22 protein-coding genes are annotated in these 23,560 nt (G+C 34.2%); 19 read left to right on the top strand and 3 right to left on the bottom strand.

Annotation, left to right across the window (positions count from 1 at the left end; translation table 11 throughout):
• A partial coding sequence (locus RR554_RS09280) for a hypothetical protein (RefSeq protein WP_332464007.1) occupies positions 1 to 944 on the top strand: 944 nt, incomplete at its 5' end.
• 20 nt (positions 945 to 964) lie between these two features.
• On the opposite strand, the gene RR554_RS09275 is transcribed toward RR554_RS09280, so the two are convergent.
• Together RR554_RS09275 and RR554_RS09270 are read right to left on the bottom strand one after the other, a co-directional pair.
• The gene (locus RR554_RS09275) at positions 965 to 1,522 is read right to left on the bottom strand and encodes a DUF308 domain-containing protein (RefSeq protein ID WP_332467879.1); all 558 of its coding nucleotides are present in this window, start codon (positions 1,520 to 1,522) and stop codon (positions 965 to 967) included.
• A gap of 77 nt (positions 1,523 to 1,599) precedes the next feature.
• Positions 1,600 to 2,223: a histidine phosphatase family protein gene (locus tag RR554_RS09270; RefSeq protein ID WP_332467878.1), complete on the bottom strand. Its 624-nt coding sequence runs from the start codon at positions 2,221 to 2,223 to the stop codon at positions 1,600 to 1,602.
• Between the two features lie 179 nt (positions 2,224 to 2,402).
• On the opposite strand from RR554_RS09270, the gene RR554_RS09265 reads away from it, so the two are divergent.
• From RR554_RS09265 to RR554_RS09215, 11 genes are all read left to right on the top strand, one after another.
• Complete coding sequence (locus tag RR554_RS09265; protein WP_332464004.1) at positions 2,403 to 3,305, top strand: Gfo/Idh/MocA family protein; 903 nt, start codon at positions 2,403 to 2,405, stop codon at positions 3,303 to 3,305.
• A gap of 75 nt (positions 3,306 to 3,380) precedes the next feature.
• Positions 3,381 to 3,779 (top strand): hypothetical protein, encoded by a 399-nt coding sequence (locus RR554_RS09260; protein WP_332464003.1) that lies wholly within the window; start codon positions 3,381 to 3,383, stop codon positions 3,777 to 3,779.
• Positions 3,780 to 3,973: 194 nt separating this feature from the next.
• The gene (gene rpsB, locus RR554_RS09255) at positions 3,974 to 4,753 is read left to right on the top strand and encodes a 30S ribosomal protein S2 (RefSeq protein ID WP_332464002.1); all 780 of its coding nucleotides are present in this window, start codon (positions 3,974 to 3,976) and stop codon (positions 4,751 to 4,753) included.
• 116 nt (positions 4,754 to 4,869) lie between these two features.
• Positions 4,870 to 5,748 (top strand): translation elongation factor Ts, encoded by an 879-nt coding sequence (gene tsf, locus RR554_RS09250; protein WP_332464001.1) that lies wholly within the window; start codon positions 4,870 to 4,872, stop codon positions 5,746 to 5,748.
• Between the two features lie 134 nt (positions 5,749 to 5,882).
• The gene (pyrH, locus tag RR554_RS09245; protein ID WP_332464000.1) at positions 5,883 to 6,605 is read left to right on the top strand and encodes a UMP kinase; all 723 of its coding nucleotides are present in this window, start codon (positions 5,883 to 5,885) and stop codon (positions 6,603 to 6,605) included.
• Between the two features lies 1 nt (position 6,606).
• Entirely contained in the window at positions 6,607 to 7,164 is a 558-nt protein-coding gene (gene frr, locus RR554_RS09240; RefSeq protein WP_332463999.1) for a ribosome recycling factor, read from the top strand.
• Positions 7,165 to 7,370: 206 nt separating this feature from the next.
• Positions 7,371 to 8,168: an isoprenyl transferase gene (locus RR554_RS09235; protein ID WP_332467877.1), complete on the top strand. Its 798-nt coding sequence runs from the start codon at positions 7,371 to 7,373 to the stop codon at positions 8,166 to 8,168.
• Position 8,169: 1 nt separating this feature from the next.
• Positions 8,170 to 8,958, top strand: coding sequence for a phosphatidate cytidylyltransferase (locus RR554_RS09230; RefSeq protein WP_332467876.1), 789 nt, complete (start codon positions 8,170 to 8,172; stop codon positions 8,956 to 8,958).
• Between the two features lie 31 nt (positions 8,959 to 8,989).
• Positions 8,990 to 10,267 (top strand): RIP metalloprotease RseP, encoded by a 1,278-nt coding sequence (gene rseP / locus RR554_RS09225; protein WP_332464008.1) that lies wholly within the window; start codon positions 8,990 to 8,992, stop codon positions 10,265 to 10,267.
• A 30-nt stretch (positions 10,268 to 10,297) separates the two neighbouring features.
• Positions 10,298 to 11,998: a proline--tRNA ligase gene (locus tag RR554_RS09220; RefSeq protein ID WP_332463996.1), complete on the top strand. Its 1,701-nt coding sequence runs from the start codon at positions 10,298 to 10,300 to the stop codon at positions 11,996 to 11,998.
• Between the two features lie 85 nt (positions 11,999 to 12,083).
• Positions 12,084 to 16,418 (top strand): PolC-type DNA polymerase III, encoded by a 4,335-nt coding sequence (locus RR554_RS09215; protein WP_332467875.1) that lies wholly within the window; start codon positions 12,084 to 12,086, stop codon positions 16,416 to 16,418.
• A gap of 49 nt (positions 16,419 to 16,467) precedes the next feature.
• Here the strand turns inward: RR554_RS09215 and RR554_RS09210 are convergent, their stop codons facing one another.
• A complete protein-coding gene (locus tag RR554_RS09210; RefSeq protein ID WP_332463994.1) occupies positions 16,468 to 17,301 on the bottom strand; it encodes a metallophosphoesterase in 834 nt (277 codons plus the stop codon).
• 221 nt (positions 17,302 to 17,522) lie between these two features.
• On the opposite strand from RR554_RS09210, the gene rimP reads away from it, so the two are divergent.
• The 7 genes from rimP to RR554_RS09175 all read left to right on the top strand — a co-directional run.
• Positions 17,523 to 17,996, top strand: coding sequence for a ribosome maturation factor RimP (gene rimP, locus RR554_RS09205; RefSeq protein ID WP_332463993.1), 474 nt, complete (start codon positions 17,523 to 17,525; stop codon positions 17,994 to 17,996).
• A 22-nt stretch (positions 17,997 to 18,018) separates the two neighbouring features.
• Positions 18,019 to 19,164, top strand: a complete 1,146-nt coding sequence (gene nusA, locus RR554_RS09200; RefSeq protein WP_332467874.1) for a transcription termination factor NusA — start codon at positions 18,019 to 18,021, stop codon at positions 19,162 to 19,164.
• A 19-nt stretch (positions 19,165 to 19,183) separates the two neighbouring features.
• On the top strand, positions 19,184 to 19,489 hold the full coding sequence (gene rnpM / locus RR554_RS09195) for an RNase P modulator RnpM (protein WP_332463991.1): 306 nt from the start codon (positions 19,184 to 19,186) through the stop codon (positions 19,487 to 19,489).
• Complete coding sequence (locus tag RR554_RS09190) at positions 19,473 to 19,781, top strand: YlxQ-related RNA-binding protein (RefSeq protein WP_332463990.1); 309 nt, start codon at positions 19,473 to 19,475, stop codon at positions 19,779 to 19,781. The genes rnpM and RR554_RS09190 overlap by 17 nt, the downstream gene beginning before the upstream one ends.
• A gap of 12 nt (positions 19,782 to 19,793) precedes the next feature.
• Positions 19,794 to 22,169 (top strand): translation initiation factor IF-2, encoded by a 2,376-nt coding sequence (gene infB, locus RR554_RS09185; RefSeq protein ID WP_332463989.1) that lies wholly within the window; start codon positions 19,794 to 19,796, stop codon positions 22,167 to 22,169.
• 25 nt (positions 22,170 to 22,194) lie between these two features.
• Positions 22,195 to 22,548: a 30S ribosome-binding factor RbfA gene (rbfA, locus tag RR554_RS09180; protein WP_332463988.1), complete on the top strand. Its 354-nt coding sequence runs from the start codon at positions 22,195 to 22,197 to the stop codon at positions 22,546 to 22,548.
• A gap of 94 nt (positions 22,549 to 22,642) precedes the next feature.
• Positions 22,643 to 23,560 (top strand): Gfo/Idh/MocA family protein (locus tag RR554_RS09175; RefSeq protein ID WP_332467873.1); only part of this gene is annotated, 918 nt, incomplete at its 3' end.

Raw genomic sequence — 23,560 nt, 5'->3', positions numbered from 1 at the left:
TTTTTGCTCTTGTTTTTTCTTACTTACTGTTTCGTATGATAAAGGTTTCAATCACTTTTACATTTTTATTTTTGGCTATTAGTTTACTATTCTTGTTCGTTATTTTGACTGTATATCCTGAGTATGAAATAGTGGATGAAGCTGATTATCCTGAAGCGTCAATAGTTGAATCTCTTTTTCTATTCATTATTGGTTTTTTTTCAATCTTTATTATTAAAGCAGATAAACGACTAGGGACTGCACATTCATTACCTTTTTTCTTTCTGTTCCTATTAATAGTGGTAATAATTTATTTAGTGCTTCTGTATAAAACCAAACCGGAACGTCGCTATTCCAAATCACTTACACAAAAGGTTATTTTTAAAGGAATGCTGACAAATTTTATTTTGGTCTTTTGTCCATTTTATCAATTAATTGAGCATGGTGGTCAAGCGATTTATCAAGTTTACGGAGTTTATTTAGCAGGAATCATCGTCTCACCAACTATTTTTAGTTTATTAGGTAAACAGGTTAAAAGAACGCAGTTGGTTTTCTGGGGAATTCTATTGGGGTTGGTCCTTCTTCTTTTTAATTCAACTTTTTTTATTGGAATATTTGTTGTAACACTTTTTAATTCGCATTTAAATCAATTACTAAATCAATGGGTGTATAAAAATGGTGATTTGCCACAAGACTACCGATTGTATGCAAAATATCGGTTAAACAACCTTGGAAGTATTATTCATCAAATAGTTATGATGCTTTTAATTTATTTGATCACCTTAATAACAAGAAGTGCTTCAATAGGAGAGATATTCATGTCCTATAGTAATAAAGTAGTTGATGAATCAGCCTTTTTTACTTTGGATATAACCAAATATTTTTTAATTTTAGTGTTTACTATTTATTTGTTTGTTTTAAGAAAGAATAGCCATAATAAAAAAGCTAGCAAAATCAACTCGTAAGTGAGCTGATTTTGCTAGCTTTATTGGTGCTCTTTCATAAAAAGAAAAAGGTTAGCTGTAGCAATAATTAAAAAGCAACCTAATGTAGTGCCTGCGCCGATGAAGCTAGAATAAAACGTTGTGTAATTTCCAATCGCACAAATTAAAACTAGACTATAACTGATTACATATGGATTAACCTTATAGTCTGATCCAGATTTTCTATCAAGAGCGTATTTTACGTAAGGGATTGAGTCAAGTAACATCCACATAGAAGTGAAGATTAACAAGAATTGATGATTCGTAAAAATATTAAGAATCAAAACAACACCCATGATAATATTTAAAATAGCTCCGACAATAAAAATATTTTTATTTTTGTAATGTCTAAATTTTGAGTCAACAATAAAAAAATTATTAAAATTTAGGAATCCCTTTAGAATTGAAAATAAGCCAATAACAATTATCAATTGATTGATAGTAGCAGAGTAGTTAAATAATAAACCGACTCCTGTAACTAGCATAATTATCCCCATTACTGTGTTAATCCATTCATGATTATCTAAAAAATAGACCACAGATTTAACCTTTTCAGGCATAAAATAACTCACTCCCCATTTAAATCGAACTTAGTTATTCTACCATGAAATGAATATATTTCAAACATCAAAAAATATTAATCTAAGTAACTTGTTTCATTCCATTTGATTAACTTGTAATTCATAGTTTGAGAAGTGCAATCTAGAATAGTTAAACTTGTATTATCTAGGAGTTTTCCTTTTCTGATATCAGAAATAGGAGAGCCGTCTAAATGTTTCAAAATAGTTTGAAGTGTTAAACCGTGGGAAACGATGAGAATCGTGTCGTTTGGGTACTGTTGGCTTAAATTATTAAAAACAGTCATACCACGGTCAATAAGTTCTTGAAATGATTCCCCATTAAATAAAGAAGGATTATACAAGTGGGGTGAATGAACTAAATGTTGAAATTCTTCGAACTGATGATAATCCTCTTCAGGTTTACCATCCCAACTTCCAAACTCCATTTCTCTTAAATCTTGAATGGTCGTTAATTCAATGGGAGAAGAAAGTTGAGAGATGAGATTTTCCGCTGTATCCACCGCTCTTTTTTGCGGGCTACAAAAAGCGCGACTAAATGAAATATCTTTTAAATATGTTCCAGCATTTTTGGCATTTTGAATTCCTTCTGGTAATAAGGGGGAGTCAACTAAGCCACCTTGAAAAATGCGTTTTTGATTATACTCTGTTTTCCCGTGTCTGACACAGTAAAATGTTGTCATAATTACTCACTCCTTTAAGATAATAAACTATCTCATATTATAGAAGAAAAAGAGACTAAAGTAAAAAAATACTATGATTTTGTTTGCGCTTAAAAATGTGAGTAGTAATAAATAGAATGATTTTCGTTTCCGTGGTAAAATTACGAACTGAAAAGATATCTCTGAAGGAGAATGAAAAAATGAAAATTGGTGTGATTGGATTAGGAAATATTTTTCAGAAGGCTTACTTGCCAGTAATTTCTGAAAATAGAGATGGAATAGAGTATTACTTTGCAACTAAAAATAATGAAACAAAAATAAAATTAAGAGAGCGATATGGCTTTACTCATTTTTGCTCGACTCTAGATGAGTTAATCGAAGAAGGGATAGAAGCGTGTTTTATTCACTCAGCTACAGTTGCGCACTTTAATGTTGCTAAAAAGTGTTTGGAGCTAGGTATTCATGTTTTTATGGATAAACCATTAAGTGAAAGTTTTAGTGAAGCAAGTCAGTTGCTTGAATTAGCAAGAGATAAACAACTAGTCTTGATGACCGGTTTAAACCGACGTTTTGCGCCAAGTGTTGGAAAGTTGAAATCACTTGAAGGAAAGCGAGTGATTTACTTAGAAAAAAATCGTGAGTTTGCTGAATTTACACCAAAGTTTGCCATAAATGACATGTTTTTGCATTTGGTTGATACTGCAGTCTATCTTTTAGATAGTCCAAACGTGACAATTTCTTATTCAAAATTAATAGGTGATGATGTCTTAGAATACGCGGTCGTTCATCTTGAAACAGATAAAACAATGGCAATTGTTTCAATGGACATGAAAAGTGGCGCTCATACAGAAACTTTTAGAGCAACAAGTCCTTCAGGTGTGATGACAGTGACAAATTTAAGTCAAGTTAGCTTAGAAACACCAATGAGCGTTAATAATCTGTCTGTTTCTGATTGGACACCTACTTTAGCAACTAGAGGTTTTGATACGATGGTAACCTCCTTTTTAGAATTTTTAAAAACTGGAGATAAGAATAATTTAAAGCAGGAAAATATTTTATTAAGTCATTTTATTTGTGAAAAAATACTACTTGCACAAAGTTAAAAATACAAAATTTTAATTACCGTCAATATACCATCTCTTTTTCGTGATATAATTGAAAAGAGGAGTGTGGTTAAGATGTTAGATCTTGTCTTAGGGAAAGGCTACTTGTTACTTTTTGGAGCTATTTATTTATGGATTCTTCATAAATTGACTCTAAACACCCGTTTCACAAAATTTTTTATGATTTATGGTAGTGTAGTTCAACTTGTCTTTTTGGTTTACTATTTCTATACGGCAAATCATTTGATGAATTACCCGAATTTACCTATTACAATGTCTGTATTTAATACATTTGGTGATCGGCTTGCCATTTGTTATGTGGCATTAATATTGCCAATATATGGACTGATTTTATTTAAACTATATAAAAAAATGAGTAAACTGCTATTAACTGTTATTGCTATAGCTCTTTTACCAATATGTTATATTTTATTAATTATTTTTATTTTATTGACCTATGGATTTGCACCGTAGTACAAAAAAAGTAAAAATAACTTGTTTTTGATAAAAAATTAAGTTACAATGTTTAAGGTGTGTTATGGGAGTAACCTGTAAGACATAAATCCACATCAATTGCGATTTTAATAGTGGTGCTAAAATTTATTTTAGTTCTATTGAAAGATGACACAGTTGAGAGGAAAATACAAAACCAATTGGAGGAAACAAAAATGGCAGTAATTTCAATGAAACAATTGCTAGAAGCCGGTGTACATTTTGGTCACCAAACACGTCGCTGGAACCCTAAAATGAAGAAATATATCTTCACAGAAAGAAACGGAATCTACATTATCGACTTACAAAAAACAGTTCGTTTAGTAGATGACGCTTATAACTACATGAGAAATGTAGCTGAAGAAGGCGGAATCGCTTTATTCGTAGGTACTAAAAAACAAGCTCAAGAAGCTATTAAAGATGAAGCTATCCGCTCTGGTCAATACTATGTAAACCACAGATGGTTAGGTGGAACATTAACTAACTGGGATACAATCCAAAAACGTATCACTCGTTTAAAACTTATCAACAAAATGGAAGAAGAAGGAACTTTTGAAGTACTTCCTAAAAAAGAAGTTGCTGGTTTAAACAAAGAACGTGAACGTTTAGAAAAATTCTTAGGCGGTATCGCTGATATGCCTAGAATTCCTGATGTTATGTTTATCGTTGACCCTCGTAAAGAACGTATTGCTGTTCAAGAAGCTCATAAATTAAACATTCCAATCGTTGCTATGGTTGATACAAACTGTGATCCTGATGAAATCGATGTAGTTATTCCATCTAATGATGATGCTATTCGTGCCGTTAAATTAATCTCAGCTAAAATGGCTGATGCATTTATCGAAGGCCGTCAAGGTGAAGATGAAGTAACTGAAGAATCTTTTGCTTCTGAAGAAGTAACTGAAACTCCTTCAATTGAAGAAATCGTTGAAGCTGTTGAAGGAAAAAACGCTTAATATAAAAGATAATTGGCTGTCTTAGGCTGCGGAGTCAAGGTGAACAAAGTAGCCTACGTTCTGTTAGTTTAAGGCAGTTTTTTAGTGAACATACAAACAAATTGGAGGAAAATCATATGTCTAAAATTACAGCTGCAATGGTTAAAGAATTACGTGACTTAACTGGTGTTGGTATGATGGATGCTAAACGCGCATTAGTTGAAGTTGAGGGAGAACTAGAAAAAGCTATTGACTTATTAAGAGAAAAAGGAATGGCTAAAGCTGGTAAGAAAAATGATCGTATTGCTGCAGAAGGTTTAGCTAACGTTTTTGTTAGTGGAAATACAGCTGCAATCGTTGAAATTAACTCTGAAACAGATTTTGTTGCTAAAAATGAAATGTTCCAAAATTTAGTAAAAGATGTTGCTAGATTAATAGCTGAAAATAAACCAGCTAACATGGAAGAAGCTTTAGCTCTTAAAACTGATAAAGGTACTATCGAAAGCGAAATTATCGAAGCAACAACAGTTATCGGTGAAAAAATTAGTTTCCGCCGTTTTGAAATTGTTGAAAAAGACGACAATGGCGCATTTGGTGGATATTTACATATGGGTGGTAAAATTGCCGTTCTTGCTACTTTAGAAGGTACAACTGATGAAGAAGCTGCAAAAGATGTTGCTATGCACGTAGCTGCTATTAACCCTCGTTATGTAACAAAAGATCAAGTTTCTGCTGAAGAACTTGAACATGAGAAAAAAGTTTTAACTGAACAAGCATTAAATGAAGGCAAACCAGCTAATATTGTTGAAAAAATGGTTATGGGCCGTATGAGCAAATTCTTAGCAGAAGTTTGTTTAGTAGACCAACCGTTTGTTAAAGATCCAGACATGACTGTTGAAAAATTTGTAGCATCAAAAGGTGGGACTGTTAAAGGTTTCGTACGTTTTGAAGTTGGCGAAGGAATCGAAAAACGTGAAGAAGATTTCGCTGCAGAAGTTGCTAGTCAAATGAAATAAGCAGTAAATCGATTGGGAACGCATTTATTATTTATGATGATATATGCGCTCCCTTTTTTTAGACAAAAACGTATTAATAATTCGTTTTAGTTATGATAAAATTAAGGTATGGATATTAAACGGAGGGAATTATTATGGCAGAACCAAAATATCGCAGAATATTACTAAAAGTTAGTGGAGAAGCACTTGCAGGAGAAAAAGGCTTTGGAATTAACCCACCAGTTGTTAACGAGTTAATTAAAGAAATTAAAGAAGTACATAGTTTAGGTATTGAAGTAGCAATTGTTGTTGGTGGAGGTAATATTTGGCGTGGAAATATCGGCGCTGAAATGGGTATGGAAAGAGCACAAGCTGATTATATGGGCATGCTTGCAACTGTAATGAATGGTCTTGCTTTACAAGATACATTAGAAAATCAAGGTGTACCAACACGTGTTCAAACATCGATTGAAATGAGACAAATTGCTGAACCTTATATTAGACGTCGTGCAGTTAGACATTTAGAAAAAGGTCGTGTGGTTATTTTTGCTGGTGGAACTGGAAATCCTTATTTTACAACAGATACAACAGCAGCTCTAAGAGCAGTAGAAATTGATGCCGATGTCATTTTGATGGCTAAAAATAATGTGGATGGTGTTTACTCAGCGGATCCTAAATTAGATGCTTCAGCAACTAAATTTGAAGAGTTGACACATTTAGATGTGATTTCAAAAGGATTGTCAGTAATGGATTCTACAGCAAGTAGCTTAAGTATGGACAATGATATTCCGTTAGTAGTATTTAATATCAATGAACCAGGTAACATAAAACGAGTTTGTTTAGGTGAACAAATCGGAACGACAGTTAGGGGGAAATAAAATGCATAACGTAATTTTAAATGATGCAAAAGAAAAAATGACAAAATCTGAAGAAAGTTTACAACGTGAACTTGGTCAAATCAGAGCAGGACGAGCAAATGCTAGTCTTTTAGATAGAATCACTGTGGACTATTATGGTGCACAAACACCTTTAAATCAAATTGCTGGTATTTCAATTCCAGAAGCACGTATTTTAATGATTACACCATTTGATAAATCAGCTTTGGAAAATATTGAAAAAGCATTAATGATGAGTGATATTGGTATTAGCCCAACAAATGATGGAACTGTTATTCGTTTAGTGATTCCACAATTAACGGAAGAACGCCGTAAAGAATTAGCTAAAGAAGTAGGGAAATACGGAGAAAATGCTAAAGTAGCTGTAAGAAATATTCGTCGTGATTCTTTAGATGAATTGAAAAAACTTGAAAAATCTAAAGATATCTCTGAGGATGAATTACGCACATTAGAAAAAGATGTTCAAACTATTACAGATAGCAGTACAAAAAATATTGATAAAATTGTTGCTGATAAAGAAGAAGAACTTTTAGAAGTTTAGATAATCAAAGTCGTGGAATGTTATCTTAATCCAAAAATAGGACCATTTTTTTTGGATGAGCTTAATTTTCCACGATTTTTATTATTTAGAGTTATTATTTTATTAAATAATACCTTTATTTTCTTTTTGTGTAGGCTTTTTAGATAGGTTTTGCTACAATAGAAAAGGTAGTTTAAGTAACTCAAGTCTTTTTAGGGGGCTTTTATATGTTAAATTTTTTAAAAAAGAAAAGTGACAATCAAGAAAAAACAGAGCAATGCTTTGATTCGAGTAAACCTGTAGCAGATCATATTGCAGTTATTATGGATGGTAATGGTAGATGGGCGCAAAAAAGAATGTTGCCTAGAATTGCTGGACATAAGGAAGGTATGAACAATGTTAAGGTAATTACAAAACATGCGAGTAAATTAGGTGTAAAAGTGTTAACGCTTTATGCTTTTTCAACAGAAAATTGGAAAAGACCGACGGATGAGGTTAATTTTTTAATGAAGTTACCAGTTGATTTCTTTGATGTGTTTGTGCCTGAGTTAATTGAAGAAAATGTTAAGGTTAATGTAATGGGATACAAAGAATTTCTTCCAGCTCATACTCAAAAGGCTGTTGAAAATGCGATGGAGCAAACAAAGGAGAATACTGGATTAATTTTAAATTTTGCACTAAATTATGGTAGTCGAGCTGAAATATTAACAGCAGTTAATGACATTGTTGCTTTGGCTAAAAGTGGTGATTTGCCAGATGAAGTTGATGAAAAAACATTCTCAAGTCATTTAATGACAGCAAGTTTAGGAGAGGCGTTACAAGATCCTGATTTGCTTATTCGAACAAGTGGAGAAGAAAGGATTAGCAATTTTCTTTTATGGCAAATTGCATACAGTGAATTGTTTTTCACAGATAAATATTGGCCAGATTTTACAACAACAGATTTAGAGGAAGCTATTGGCTCTTATCAATTAAGAAACCGTCGCTTTGGCGGTTTGAAAGATACAACAGAAGGAGATGCATAACATGAAACAACGCATAATTACGGCGGTTGTTGCTTTAATATTTTTTATTCCACTAATTATTTTAGGTGGAATTCCACTTCAAGTTTTGGCTGCGTTAATGGCTGGGGTTGGTGTGTATGAATTATTTAATATGAGAGGATTAGAGGTAAAAAGTTTTGAAGGCGTACTTGCTATCCTAGGAGCGGTCTTACTCGTTTTACCAAAAGAAACATGGTTTAGTTTTTTACCAGAGAATATCGACAATCTTGCACTTTATTATTTGATTGTGATGATTATTTTAATGGTTCCTGTCTTTTCAAAAAATAGTTACACGTTTGATGATGCGGCATTTCCAGTACTAGTTAGCTTATATGTTGGAATTGGATTTCAAAACTTTATTGCGGCTAGAGAAGCTGGTATTCCTGTGTTAATGTTTGCTCTACTGGTTGTTTGGTCAACTGACATTGGTGCTTATTTCTGCGGTATGAATTTTGGTAAAAACAAATTAGCCCCACATATTTCGCCAAATAAAACAATTGAAGGAGCGGTGGGAGCTGTTATCTGTGCAATTGTTGTTGCAGCAGTCTATTTAATGTTCTGGCCATTGTCTTATAATATGATTATAATGTTAGTATTAACTGCTGTATTTTCTATAGTTGGTCAAATGGGAGATTTGGTTCAATCGGCATATAAAAGACATTACGGTGTGAAAGATTCTGGGAAAATTTTACCAGGACATGGTGGAATCTTAGACAGATTTGATAGTTTGTTATTTGTCTTTCCATTAATGCATTTAGTTGGTTTGTTTTAATTTGAGTTGGTAAAGAAAGGAATCACTTATGATAGGAACAATCGTAACATTTATATTTGTTTTTGGTTTAATCGTTTTAGTCCATGAATTTGGCCATTTTATTTTTGCAAAACGTGGTGGGATTTTAGTTCGCGAGTTTGCAATCGGGATGGGACCTAAACTGTTTCATCACCGAAAGAATGGCACAACTTACACGCTTAGAATGCTTCCAATCGGAGGCTATGTGCGTATGGCCGGTGAAGGGGATGAGGAAGTAGAACTAGCACCAGGAATGCCTCTTTCTATTGTATTAGATGGTAATGGGGACGTTATAAAAATTAACCCCAATAAAAAAGTACAATTACCAAACAGTATTCCTTTAGAATTAATCTCTTATGATTTAGAAGATGAGTTATTCATTAAGGGATATGAGAATGGTGACGAATCAAAAGAAGTTCGTTTTAACGTAATACATGATGCGACAATTATTGAAGAAGATGGACTTGAAACGCAAATAGCGCCAAGAGATGTTCAATTTCAATCAGCTTCATTAGGTCGACGCATGATGACTAATTTTGCTGGTCCAATGAATAATTTTATTTTATCGTTTGTCTTGTTCACTATTGTGGCATTTATGATTGGTGGCATTTATGAAGCTGATAAATCTAATGTAATTGGTGGTGTCTTGGAAGATGGGGTTGCTGATAAGGCAGGCATTAAACCGGGAGATCGTATCGTTGAGGTTAACGGTAAAAAAACAAATAGTTTTGAAGATTTATCAACTGAAATTTCTCCTAATTCAGGAAAAAAAGTAACATTGGTTGTCGAAAATGATAAAGGTAAAACTAGAAATGTTGAAGTCACACCAACTGAAAATGAAGAGAGCAAACAAGGTATGATTGGGATTCAACAAGATAAGACATTTAAAGAGTTGTCTTTTGTTGGTAAATTCAAGTATGGTATTATGAAGACACTTAGTGACTCGTTATTGATATTTAAAACACTAGGTAATTTGATTACAGATTTTAGTTTGAATAAACTTGGCGGTCCGGTTATGATTTTTAAAGCATCAGAGGCAGTATCAAACAGTGGTATTGTATCCATTCTTTCTTTTACAGCAATGCTGTCAGTTAACTTAGGTATCATGAATTTGATCCCAATTCCGGGACTCGATGGTGGAAAGTTAGCGCTAAATATTTTTGAAGGAGTTCGCGGCAAACCGCTAAGTCAAGAAAAAGAAATAATGATAACCATGGTTGGAGTTGGTATATTGTTACTTTTAATGGTTGCAGTGACGTGGAATGATATTCATCGTTTCTTTATTCAATAAAAAAGGTTTAAGGGAAAAGGAGTTAATAAAATGAAACAGTCAAAATTTTTTATGCCAACATTACGTGAGGTTCCAAGTGATGCTGAAGTCATAAGTCATCAGGTCTTGCTAAGAGGTGGCTATATCCGTCAGGTATCAAGTGGTTATTATAGCTATTTACCATTAGCAGATCGAGTAATTAAAAAATTAGAAAAAATTATGCGTGAAGAGTTTGAGGCTATTAACGCAAATGAAATGCTTTTACCAGCAGTTATTCCTGCTGAATTGTGGAAAGAATCTGGCCGTTATGCAACTTACGGAGATGCTTTGATGAAGTTAAATGATTCAAATGGGAAAGATTTCATTTTAGGTCCAACCCATGAAGAAACATTTACTGATTTAATTCGTAACGATATTAGTTCATATAAAAAGTTACCAATGTATCTGTATCAAATTCAACCTAAATATCGTGATGAAAAACGTCCTCGCTTTGGCTTGTTACGAGGTAGAGAGTTTATTATGAAAGATGCGTATTCTTTCCATGCAACAACTGAAAGCTTGGATGAAGGCTTTAGAGATTTTGAACGTGCTTATACAAATATTTTCAATCGTTGTGGACTTGATTTTAGAATTATCATTGGTGATGGTGGTGCGATGGGTAGTCATGATTCTAAGGAATTTATGGCAGTTTCTGAAATTGGAGAAGATACGATTGTTTACTCTGATAACAGCGATTACTCAGCAAATTTAGAGATGGCAACAAGTCTTTATACAGGTAAAAAATCGCATGAGCCTCTTTTAGAAGCTGAAAAAATTGAAACACCTAATATTGGCACCATTCAAGAATTATGTGAGTTCCTTGATGTTGACGCAACTAAAACGATTAAATCATTATTCTTTATTGCAGATGATGAACCTGTTATGGTTTTAGTACGTGGTGACCATGAAGTAAATGATATTAAATTAAAAAATTACTTAAAAGCTGATTTTATGGAACCAGCAACCGAAGAGGATGCTCTCAAGTACTTAGGTGCTAACTTTGGATCACTTGGACCTATTGGTTTACCAGAAGAAGTAAAAGTATTAGCAGACTTTTACGTTCAAGATGTGACAAATGGTGGCGTTGGTGCTAATGAAACAGGCTACCACATTATCAACGTTACACCTGGACGCGATTTTGAACCAGAAGCATATGCTGATTTTATTGTTGCTAAAGAAGGCGAGGCTTCACCAGATGGACAAGGTACCTTAAAATATGCTAAAGGTATTGAATTAGGTCACATTTTTAAATTAGGAACATTCTATAGTGAAAAAATGGGAGCTAATGTTTTAGATGAAAATGGCCGTGAAATCCCAGTGCAAATGGGTAGTTACGGAATTGGTGTAAGTCGCTTGTTAGCTGCGATTGCTGAACAAAATGCAGATGAGTCAGGTATTAACTGGCCAAAAGGAATTGCTCCGTTTGACATGCATATTATCCCAATTAATCCAAAAGATGAAACACAGTGGGATTTAGCGATTGACATTGAAAAAGAAATGACTGAAAAAGGTCTTGATTGTTTACTTGATGATCGTAAAGAACGTCCTGGTGTTAAATTTAAGGACGCTGATTTAGTTGGCGCACCATTTAGAATTACGGTTGGTAAAAAAGCAGAAGAAGGTATTGTTGAAGTTAAAATTAAACGCACGGATGAAATGTTAGAAATTAGACGTGAAGAATTGTACGATACTTTAAGTATTCTAAACAAATAAACGAATAGAAAAGAGGATTCTTAGCAGGTCTTTTGTGCTAAGGCCTTTTTTCGTGTAAAATGATTTAGAAAGTGAGGCGTGAGAGATGACAATGAATCCAAAAGAATTGTTTGAACAATTATTAAATCAGATTGAAATGAACCCATCTGATTCTGGTTCAACTATCTTGAACACAGGGGAAATCAAGGAAGTGACAGTCCATAAAAAAAGTAGAATTTGGGAATTTCATTTTCTGTTTTCTGATATCTTACCCTTTTCTTTATACCAGGAATTTTTAAATAAACTTAATTTAGCGTTTCAATCAATAGCTAATGTCAAGATGACTATTTCAACAACTAATAACGCCTATGATAATCAACTGCTACAAGATTACTGGTTAGAAGTTTTGAAGGATGAAAATTGTGTTACTCCTGTCGTTAGACAAAAATTAGCTAAACAGCTTCCTTTTATTGAAGAACAGCGAGTCATGTTACTTGTTGAAAATGAAGGAATGATTGACTATATTAATCAACAGTATGCAGCAACGATTATTAATAGTTATCAAAAATTTGGCTTTCCAAAATTCCAGTTCCAACCTAAAATGGATACAAAAAAAGCAGAAGAGATAAAGAAAGCATTCGAATTAAGACAGCAAGAGCAAACAGAACAGTTAATGAAACAAGCTGCTCAAGCTATTGAAAAGAATGAACAACAACAAAAGCAAAAAAGTGATGTGGCTCCTTTATCAGGACCAATTCAATTAGGCCGTTCGATACCTGCAGATGAAGTGATAACTCCAATGGGGAATATTTTCGAAGAAGAACGCCGAGTAACTCTAGAAGGATTTGTTTTTTCTAAGGAAGTTAGAGATTTAAGATCCGGAAGAAAAATTTTAATTATAAAAATGACAGACTACACATCATCGTTTTCAATTAAAAAGTTTTCAAATAATGAAAAAGATGTGGCTGTTTTTGAGGCTATCAAAGAAAAATCATGGCTTAAAGTTCGCGGAAGTATTCAGGAAGACACGTTTATGCGTGATTTGGTGATGAATTGTCAGGACTTAGTTGAAGTGAAACACGCTCCAAGAAAAGATACAGCTGAAAAGGATCAAAAAAGAGTGGAACTTCACACTCATACGAACATGAGTATGATGGATGCTACCAACAATGTTAGTGATATTGTTTCACAAGCAGCTAAATGGGGCATGCCAGCTATTGCTATTACAGACCATTCGGGAGCACAGGCTTTTCCAGATGCTTATCATGCAGGAGAAGCTAACGGTATAAAGGTGCTGTTTGGTATTGAAGCTAATGTGGTTGATGACGGAGTTCCTATTGCATACAATCCTAGTCATTTATTGTTAACTGACTCTACGTATGTCGTGTTTGACGTTGAGACCACAGGACTTTCTGCAGTTTATGATACAATTATTGAACTTTCTGCTGTTAAAATGCATAAAGGTAACGTGATTGATACTTTCGAGCAATTTATTGATCCAGGCCATCCGTTATCTCAAACAACGATTAATTTAACAGGAATTACGGATGAAATGGTTCGAGGGTCTAAATCTGAAAAAGAAGTCTTAACACTATTTCATGAGTTTTGTGGAGACACGATTCTGGTAGCCCATAATGCAAGTTTTGATATGGGATTTCTTAATACAAGTTACGAAAAATATGACATGCCTGAAACACATAACCCAGTAATTGATACGTTAGAACTTTCTAGATTGTTACATCCTGAAATGAAATCGCATCGTTTAAATACGTTGGCTAAGAAGTATAATATTAATTTGGAACAACATCACCGGGCTATTTATGATTCTGAAGCAACCGGTCATTTGTGTTGGATTTTTGTTAAGAAAGCAAAAGAAGACTTTGGTGTTGAATACCATGATGAATTTAACCAGCATATTGGTGAGGGAGATGCTTATAAAAGAGCTCGACCGTTTCATGTGACCATTTTAGCTAAAACTCAAGATGGACTTAAAAATTTATTTAAATTAATTTCAATGTCCAATATCAATTATTATTACCGGGTACCGAGAATTCCAAGGTCGTTGTTATCAGAATTAAGAGAAGGTTTAATCATTGGCTCAGCTTGTAGTAAAGGTGAAATTTTTGAGGCGATGATGCAAAAAGGTGTGGAAGAAGCTAAGAAACGAGCAAAATTCTATGACTATATTGAAATTATGCCAAAACCTGTTTATGCTCCCCTTATTGAAGCGGAACTTGTAAAAAATGAAGCAGATATGGAAGATATTATTAAAAATCTTGTCAAAATTGGTGATGAATTGAAAAAACCTGTTGTTGCAACAGGAAATGTTCATTACATAAATGAAGAAGACGGCATTTATAGAAAAATATTAATTAATTCCATGGGAGGAGCTAATCCTTTAAATCGATATTCGCTACCTAAAGTCCATTTTAGAACAACTGATGAAATGCTTTCTGAATTTAGTTTTTTAGGAAAAGAAGTTGCTAAAAAAGTAGTGGTTGAAAACTCTCAATTAATCGTTGATTGGTGTGACAAGGTTATTCCTGTGAAAACAGACCTTTATACACCAAAAATTGAAGGGTCAGAAGATGAAATTACTAATTTGAGTTACACAGAAGCTCATCGTTTATACGGAGAAAATTTGCCTGAGATTGTTGAAAAACGAATTGAGAAAGAACTAAAGAGTATTAACGGAAACGGATTCTCAGTTATTTACTTAATTTCTCAAAAGTTAGTTCATAAGAGTTTGCAAGATGGTTATTTAGTTGGTTCTAGGGGGTCAGTTGGTTCTAGTTTTGTTGCCACAATGACCGGAATCACAGAAGTAAATCCATTACCGCCTCATTACCGATGTTCAGAATGCCAGTATTCTGAGTTTTTTGAAGATGGTTCTTATGGTTCTGGCTTTGATTTACCAGAAAAAGAGTGTCCAAATTGTGGGGCCCGTCTGTTTAAAGATGGTCACGACATTCCATTTGAAACGTTTCTTGGTTTCCATGGTGATAAAGTTCCCGATATTGATTTAAACTTTTCTGGAGTTTATCAATCAACGGCTCATAATTATACAAAAGTTCTTTTTGGTGAGGACTATGTTTATAAAGCTGGAACAATTGGTACTGTAGCTGATAAAACAGCTTATGGGTTTGTAAAAGGCTATGAACGTGATAATAATTATAACTTTAGAGCAGCTGAAATTGATCGATTAGCAAAAGGTTCGACTGGTGTTAAGCGAACAACAGGTCAGCATCCGGGAGGAATTATTGTTATCCCAGATTACATGGATGTTTATGATTTTACGCCAATCCAGTACCCAGCAGATGATCAAAACGCAGAATGGCGCACCACTCATTTTGACTTTCACTCAATTCATGATAATGTACTAAAGCTTGATATACTTGGTCATGATGATCCGACTGTTATTAGAATGTTACAAGATTTATCTGGAATTGATCCAAAGACAATTCCAACAGATGATCCAGAAGTTATGAAGATTTTTGCTGGACCACAAGTTTTAAATGTTGAACCAGAGCAAATATTTTCTAAAACGGGAACTCTTGGTATTCCAGAGTTTGGAACGAAATTTGTACGAGGAATGTTAGAGCAAACACACCCAACTACTTTTTCTGAACTACTTCAAATTTCAGGACTTTCTCATGGAACTGATGTGTGGTTAGGAAATGCTGAAGAGTTAATAAAAAAAGGGGAAGCAAGTTTAGCTAAAGTAATCGGATGTCGTGATGATATTATGGTTTATTTAATGCATGCGGGGCTTGAAGATGGAATTGCCTTTAAAATTATGGAAAGTGTTCGTAAAGGAAAAGGAATTCCTGATGATTGGCAAGCAGAAATGAGAAGTAACGATGTGCCTGAGTGGTACATTGACTCTTGTTTGAAAATTAAGTATATGTTCCCAAAAGCCCATGCGGCTGCTTATGTATTAATGGCTTTACGCGTTGCTTATTTCAAAGTTCATTACCCAATTCTTTATTATGCGGCATATTTTAGTGTTCGTGCAGATGATTTTGATATTGCAGCTATGTCACAAGGTAAGGAAGCGACAAAAGCTCGTATGAAGGAAATCATGGATAAAGGGATGGATGCCTCAACTAAAGAAAAGAATTTATTAACAGTGCTCGAAATAGCAAACGAGATGCTTGAGCGTGGCTTTAATTTTAGTATGATTGATTTGTATAAATCAGATGCAGAAAATTTTGTGATTGAAGGGGATACTTTAATTGCACCATTTCGTTCAGTACCAAGTTTGGGTACAAACGTAGCTAAACAAATTGTGATTGCTAGAGAGGAAAGTAAATTCTTATCTAAAGAAGACTTATCTAATCGAGGTAAAGTATCAAAAACATTAATTGAATACATGACAGAAAACGGCGTATTAAAAGATTTACCCGATGAAAACCAGCTATCTTTATTTGATATGTTATAAGAAAAAGCCAGTTACCATGGAAAATTATTTTCAAGGTAACTGGCTTTTTTTAATTGGTTTTATTTTCAATATCAACAAAAATTAAATGAGGGTAGTTGTTTATTCTAGAAGGAAATGAACTATTTGCTAACCCTCGACTGACAAAGAGATGTTTGTTGTTATCAAACTCATAATGGCCATCTGTATACTGGGGTAAAAATCCCTGATCAGGTGAATACAGCCCACCTAAACCAGGTAAGATAATTTGTCCGCCATGAGCATGACCACTAAATACAGAGACATTCATTTTATCAAAATGTTGAATATAAGACTCGATATCTTCTGGATGATGTGCAAGAATAAATGTTTCTAGTTCTGTATTAAGTTGAGCTGCTTTATTATTAGAAAGTTTTGTTTTTCGATTACTCAAACCAACAATATTAATTGTTTGTTGATTAATGGTAGTTTCAACAAAATCATTTTCTAGTAAAACTGCTTTACTTTGTTTTACAATATCAAGCCACTTTTGATATTCAGTATTGGTTTCTTCATGGTTACCTGTAACGATGAAGGTTGGTGCAATTTTAGTTAATTGATCTAAAAAAAAGCGTAAATTTGAATCATCAAGCTGTTCTGTTCGATCGATGGTGTCACCTGTAAAGAAGATAACATCTGGTTTTTCGTTAGAAATAGCAGCTAGAAGTTTTTTTGTTGGAACTCGGAGCCTTGGAAATTGTGTGTCTGAAAGATGAGCAATTCTAATTTTTTGGTTAGATTGTTTGATTTTAGAGCTTTTTATTGTAAAGAATTCTTTTTCAAGTTGTCTGTTTTCCCTGTAGCCTTCAATAAACAATGTGCTACCTACTAACAGTGTTAATATGGAAAGTGATTTTATTATTTTCATTTTGATTACACCTCTTAAGAAGACACTCTACCAAAAAAATATTAAGGAATATTAAAAAATAGCAGTCTTAACAAAAGCTTAAACAACAAGTGTTTTCAGATTTGTTTTTTATGTGAAAACATGATAGAATGTTTCTGTAAGATATGTGTGGGAGGAGTGAGCGTTTAGGCGCTCACTCTTTTTGATGAAATTCTTAAAACTTTAAAGGAGGCGAATATTAATTGGCAAACGTTGTTGATATCGTTACAGACTTAGTTAATCCAATTCTAGGTGAGTTATCATTTGAATTAGTTGATATTGAGTATGTAAAAGAAGGGAAAAATTGGTTTTTACGTGTTTTTATTGATAAAGAAGGTGGCATTGATATTAATGAATGTGCCCTTGTTAGTGAAAAACTAGGTGAAAAATTAGATACAATTGAACCAGACCCAATTCCACAAGCGTATTTTCTAGAAGTCTCTTCTCCAGGAGCAGAGCGCCCTTTAAAGAAAGAAGAAGATTACGAAAAAGCCATCGGTGAATATATTAATGTTTCTTTCTATCAAGCAGTCGAAGGTGAAAAGCAATACCAAGGCTTCTTAGAAGCATATGATAAAGAAACACTGACATTACGTGTGAAAATTAAGACACGAGAAAAAACAATGGTATTTGAACGTAAGAACATAGCCAAAGCTAGATTGGCCATTCAATTTTAATAACGGAGGTTAAGAAAGAATCATGAACAAGGAAATGTTAGGCGCATTAGACGCTCTTGAGCGGGAAAAAGGCATTTCAAAAGCTATCGTTATCGAAGCTTTAGAAGCGGCAATGATTTCAGCATATAAACGTCATTATGGACAAGCACAAAATGTCGAAGTAGAATTCGATGAAAAAAAAGGGGACGTACATATTTTTTCAGTAAAAGAAGTGACTGAAGAAGTAATGGACTCTCAACTAGAAGTTAGTTTAGAAGAAGCACAAAAAGTTAATCCAGCGTATGAAATAGGCGATATGATTCGTTTTGAAGTAACACCAAAAGACTTTGGTCGAATTGCTGCTCAAACAGCAAAACAAGTTATTTTACAGCGAGTAAGAGAAGCTGAGCGCTCAATTATCTATAATGAATTTAGTGCGTATGAAAATGAAATTATGCAAGGAATTGTTGAAAGACAAGACAATCGCTATATTTATGTTAACTTAGGAAAAATTGAAGCCGTATTATCAAAACACGACCAAATTCCAAATGAAGTATACCAACCACACGATCGCATCAAAGTGTATATTCATAAAGTTGAAAATACCTCAAAAGGCCCACAAGTTTATGTAAGCCGTAGTCATCCAGACTTGTTAAAACGTTTGTTTGAACAAGAAATCCCTGAAGTATACGACGGGGAAGTAGAAATCGTGAGCATCGCTCGTGAAGCTGGTGACCGTGCGAAAGTTGCAGTTAAAGCAGAAAATCCTGATATCGACCCAGTTGGAACATGTGTTGGACCTAAAGGACAACGTGTGCAAGCGATTGTTAACGAATTGAAGGGTGAGAATATGGATATTGTTGAGTGGAATGAAGACCCAGCAATCTTTATCTCAAATGCGTTAAATCCAGCGCAAGTTGTTAATGTTGTTTTTGATGATACACAACGAGCTTGTACAGTGGTTGTGCCTGATTTCCAATTATCATTAGCTATTGGTAAACGTGGACAAAATGCCCGTTTAGCAGCGAAATTAACAGGATTTAAAATTGATATTAAACCGGAATCTGAAATGGAAGCTTTAGCAGATGTTGAAGAAGAAGTTGTTGAGGAAATTTTAGAAGAAGGCGTAGAGTTAGTTTCTGAAGTAGAAGAAGTAGAAGTAGAAACTGAAAATAATTCAGAAGAATAAGTATCGGAGGCGAAAATAGATGAAAACAAGAAAAATTCCCATGAGAAAATGTGTTGTCTCAAATGAGATGAAACCTAAGAAAGAAATGATTCGAATCGTTCGTTCAAAAGAGGGAGACGTTTCAATTGACCCAACAGGTAAATTATCTGGAAGAGGAGCTTATCTTTCTATTGAGCCTGAAGTGGTTCAGTTAAGTTGGGATAATAAAATATTAGACCGTGTCTTAGAAACAAACTTAACTGACGACTTTTACAAAGAGTTACTTGATTACGTAACTCATCAAAAAGCAAGAAGAGAGCTATTTGCAAATGACAAATCAAGATAAATTTTTAAATCTTCTTGGATTAGCAACCAAAGCTGGTAAATTAGTATCTGGTGATGATACAACAGTGAATGCCGTTCGTAAACAGAATGTGAGTTTAGTAATTGTTGCGACAGATGCTAGTGAAGCGACTATTAAAAAAATGAGAGATAAATGCAGTTATTACAATACAGCGATTATTGTTGCTTTTACCAAGGCTGAATTAAGCCATGCAATTGGCAAAAGTCGAGCAATTATCGGGGTTTGTGACCGTGGATTCTCCAGGAAGATGCGTGAACTAATGACAGAAGAATAGGATGGTGATTAAATGAGTAAAAAACGTGTGCATGAACTTGCAAAAGAACTTGAAATTTCAAGTAAAAATATCGTCGAAAAAGCTCATTCAATCGGAATTGATGTTAAAAACCATATGAGCAGTTTAACAGATTCTGATATTACTAAAATTAAACAATCAATGTCTGAGACACAACATAAAGTTAAAGAAAAAGTTGCGCCTAAAAAAGAAGCACCTAAACAAGGCTCAACTCATTCTACAAAAGTAGAAAATAAACCCAATAGTAAGGAAAATCGAGTGAATAAACCAGAACAAAATCGCCCAAACAATCAACCAAATAAGGCTCAATCAAAGCCAAACACTAATCAATCAAAACCAAATAATCAACAATCTCAACAACATTCTAATCAAAAGAGTGGCCAAAATAAACCAAGTACAACTCAAGGACAAGGACAACAGTCTAATCAAAAGAGCGGACAAAATAAACCGCAAACACCAGGTAATAACAATTACAAAGGTGGTAACAAAGGACGTGGAACAGGTTTCCAAAATCCTAATAATCGTTACAATAAGAGAAATAAAAAAGGTAAAAAAGGTAAATATCAAACATCAAATAAACCTGCTGTTCCACCACGTAAGTTTAAAGAATTACCAGAAGTGTTAATTTACACTGAAGGGATGAACGTGGCTGATATTGCTAAAAAAATCTACCGTGAACCAGCAGAAATTATCAAAAAATTATTTATGCTTGGTGTAATGGTTAATCAAAATCAACCTTTAGATAAAGACACAATTGAAATTTTAGCAGCTGATTATGGTATTAACGCTGAGGAAAAAGTTCAAGAAGATGTGGCTGATATCGATAAATTCTTTGAATTAGATGCAGTTGACCCAGATAAATTAGTTAACCGTCCGCCCGTAGTGACTATTATGGGACACGTTGACCACGGTAAAACAACGCTTTTAGATACATTACGACATACAAAAGTATCTTTAGGTGAAGCTGGTGGGATTACTCAACATATTGGTGCTTACCAAATTGAAGCTGGTGGTAAAACAATCACTTTCTTAGATACACCGGGACATGCGGCCTTTACAAGTATGCGTGCTCGTGGTGCAAGTATTACAGATATCACTATTTTAGTTGTTGCAGCTGATGATGGTGTTATGCCTCAAACCGTTGAAGCAATCAACCATGCTAAAGCTGCTGATGTACCAATCATCGTAGCTGTTAATAAGATTGATAAACCTTCAGCTAATCCAGACCGTGTTATGCAAGAATTAAGTGAACATGGTTTAATTCCTGAAGATTGGGGCGGAGACACAATCTTTGTACCTATTTCAGCTAAATTTGGTGACAACATTGATGACTTATTAGAAATGGTATTACTTGTTTCAGAAGTTGAAGATTTAAAAGCTGACCCAACGCAACGCGCGATTGGTACAGTAATTGAAGCTCGTCTTGATAAGAGTAAAGGACCAATTGTTACATTATTAGTACAACAAGGAACGTTACATGTAGGAGACCCAATTGTTGTTGGTAATACACATGGACGTGTTCGTGTGATGACTAACGATATTGGTCGCCGTGATAAAGAAGCTGGCCCTGCTACTCCAGTGGAAATCACAGGATTAAATGATGTGCCTCAAGCAGGAGATCGTTTTGTTACCTTTGAAGACGAAAAAACTGCTCGTTCTGCAGGTGAAGAAAGAGCAAAACGTGCTTTATTAGAGCAACGTTCAGTAAGCTCTCGTGTAACATTAGACAATCTTTTTGAAAGTCTTAAAGATGGTGAGATGAAAGAAGTTAATGTTATCATCAAGGCTGACGTTCAAGGTTCAGCTGAAGCATTAGCAGCAAGTTTAAATAAAATTGATGTTGAAGGCGTTCGTGTGAAAATTGTCCATTCAGCTGTTGGAGCAATTAACGAAAGTGATATCACTTTAGCATCAGCAAGTAATGCTATTATCGTTGGATTTAACGTTCGTCCAACAACACAAGCAAGAACGCAAGCAGAACAAGAAGAAGTGGATATTCGTTTACATAGAATCATCTACAAAGTAATCGAAGAAATCGAAACAGCAATGAAAGGTATGCTTGATCCTGAATTTGTTGAAAAAATTACTGGTCAAATGGTTGTACGTGAAACAATCAATGTTTCTAAAGTTGGAACAATTGCTGGTTGTTATGTTACAGAAGGCTTTATTCGCCGCGAAAGTGGTATTCGTTTAATCAGAGATGGTATTGTTATTCATGAAGGAACATTAGCTAGTTTGAAACGCTTCAAAGATGATGCTAAGGAAGTTAAACTTGGCTTTGAATGTGGTGCAACATTAGAAGGCTACAATGACGTGAAAGTTGACGACGTGATTGAAGGATTCATCATGGAAGAATTAGAAAGAAAATAAACGTATCAAAAGAGGAGTGTTATCGATGGCAAACTATCGTGACCGCCGAGTAGCGCAAGAAATCCTTAGAGAAGTGAATGATATCTTGCAAAAAAAAGTAAGAGATCCTCGAGTTGAAAATGTGACAATTACGGAAGTAAGAGTGACAGGTGATTTACAACAAGCAACTATTTATTATAGTTCGCTAGGAGACAAAGCTTCAGAAAAAGAAAAAGTGCAACAAGGCTTAGAAAAAGCAAGTGGTTTAGTTCGACGTGAACTAGGGCATCGTTTGCAAATCTATAAAACACCTGAGTTGATTTTTGAGTTAGATAGCTCAGTGGCTTATGGTAACCATATAGATGATTTACTTAGAAACTTAAATAAGAGTGACTACTAAATCAAAATACTATTAAGAGAAATTGAACCTTTCCTATTTGGTTCAGTTTCTCTTTTTTGGTATGATGATATGTAAAGTGAGGCGATACCATAGTATGATAAATAAAATAGGCGTTGTTGGGACAGGTGAAATTGCTAATCAGTTTGTTTCCCAACTAGATAAAGAAAATTATTCAGTTATCTCAGTGTATAATCACAGGAAAGTTACGTTGAAAGCTTTTGTTGAAAAATTTGGTATAAAAGAATATCATACAAATTATGATGAGTTTTTAATGAATGAGTCAATGGATTGTGTGTATATAGCAACACCTAATCAAACACATTATGACTTTGTTTTAAAGGCGTTAAATAGTGGAAAACATGTTTTATGTGAGAAGGTTATGGTATTAGAGGGACAGCAAGCAGAGGAATTATTTAACCTAGCAGAGCAAAAAGGCTTAGTGTTAATTGAAGCCGTTACTTTGTTTTTTATGCCCATGTACCAACAAATATTAACGTATCTTAATAATGAAAAATTAGGCAAACTTAGTGGAGTTAATGTTACGTTTGGTAGTTGTAAAGAATATGACCCAGAAAACCGTTTTTTCTCTCCTGAAAAAGGAGGCGGCGCTTTATCTGATATTGGAACATATGCTTTGTCAGCTGCTGTGTACTTATTAGGAACGGACTTAAAGATGATTGCGACGGATGTTGAATTTTCTAAAAGTGGTGTGGATGAAAAATCTGTTACTTTATTAAAAAATGCGGAAGGTCTCCAAGCCAGTGTAATGATTTCATTTAGAGGGAAGATGCCTAAGCAAATTATTTTAGCAGGAGATAAAGGTTATTTAATGATTAATGATTTTCCAAGAGCAGAAAAAGCCACTATTTTTTATAATGATGGTGAAAAAGAAATCATAGAACTAGGAAATGGAAGAGACGTCTTCACCTATGAAATGGATTTATTGAATCAATACAACAAAGGTAATATTAAAGGTTGTGACGTTCGTCAAGTTACAAAACAGGTTATATCC

Origin of the sequence: Vagococcus sp. (assembly GCF_036639995.1) — a bacterium.
Taxonomy (GTDB): Bacteria; Bacillota; Bacilli; order Lactobacillales; family Vagococcaceae; genus Vagococcus.
The sequence above is the reverse complement of the archived record's forward strand: the minus strand, read 5'-3'. Positions and strand labels throughout refer to the sequence as shown.

What these genes read in the sequence shown, in the direction of transcription:
- RR554_RS09235 (WP_332467877.1), top strand. Translation starts at nt 7,371, where the DNA reads ATGTTAAATTTTTTAAAAAAGAAAAGTGACAATCAAGAAAAAACAGAG.
- tsf (WP_332464001.1), top strand. Translation starts at nt 4,870, where the DNA reads ATGTCTAAAATTACAGCTGCAATGGTTAAAGAATTACGTGACTTAACT.
- rnpM (WP_332463991.1), top strand. Translation starts at nt 19,184, where the DNA reads ATGAAAACAAGAAAAATTCCCATGAGAAAATGTGTTGTCTCAAATGAG.
- RR554_RS09190 (WP_332463990.1), top strand. Translation starts at nt 19,473, where the DNA reads ATGACAAATCAAGATAAATTTTTAAATCTTCTTGGATTAGCAACCAAA.
- frr (WP_332463999.1), top strand. Translation starts at nt 6,607, where the DNA reads ATGCATAACGTAATTTTAAATGATGCAAAAGAAAAAATGACAAAATCT.
- pyrH (WP_332464000.1), top strand. Translation starts at nt 5,883, where the DNA reads ATGGCAGAACCAAAATATCGCAGAATATTACTAAAAGTTAGTGGAGAA.
- RR554_RS09270 (WP_332467878.1), bottom strand. Translation starts at nt 2,223, where the DNA reads ATGACAACATTTTACTGTGTCAGACACGGGAAAACAGAGTATAATCAA.
- RR554_RS09265 (WP_332464004.1), top strand. Translation starts at nt 2,403, where the DNA reads ATGAAAATTGGTGTGATTGGATTAGGAAATATTTTTCAGAAGGCTTAC.
- rpsB (WP_332464002.1), top strand. Translation starts at nt 3,974, where the DNA reads ATGGCAGTAATTTCAATGAAACAATTGCTAGAAGCCGGTGTACATTTT.
- nusA (WP_332467874.1), top strand. Translation starts at nt 18,019, where the DNA reads ATGAACAAGGAAATGTTAGGCGCATTAGACGCTCTTGAGCGGGAAAAA.
- RR554_RS09260 (WP_332464003.1), top strand. Translation starts at nt 3,381, where the DNA reads ATGTTAGATCTTGTCTTAGGGAAAGGCTACTTGTTACTTTTTGGAGCT.
- RR554_RS09220 (WP_332463996.1), top strand. Translation starts at nt 10,298, where the DNA reads ATGAAACAGTCAAAATTTTTTATGCCAACATTACGTGAGGTTCCAAGT.
- rbfA (WP_332463988.1), top strand. Translation starts at nt 22,195, where the DNA reads ATGGCAAACTATCGTGACCGCCGAGTAGCGCAAGAAATCCTTAGAGAA.
- RR554_RS09275 (WP_332467879.1), bottom strand. Translation starts at nt 1,522, where the DNA reads ATGCCTGAAAAGGTTAAATCTGTGGTCTATTTTTTAGATAATCATGAA.
- RR554_RS09215 (WP_332467875.1), top strand. Translation starts at nt 12,084, where the DNA reads ATGACAATGAATCCAAAAGAATTGTTTGAACAATTATTAAATCAGATT.
- RR554_RS09210 (WP_332463994.1), bottom strand. Translation starts at nt 17,301, where the DNA reads ATGAAAATAATAAAATCACTTTCCATATTAACACTGTTAGTAGGTAGC.
- RR554_RS09230 (WP_332467876.1), top strand. Translation starts at nt 8,170, where the DNA reads ATGAAACAACGCATAATTACGGCGGTTGTTGCTTTAATATTTTTTATT.
- infB (WP_332463989.1), top strand. Translation starts at nt 19,794, where the DNA reads ATGAGTAAAAAACGTGTGCATGAACTTGCAAAAGAACTTGAAATTTCA.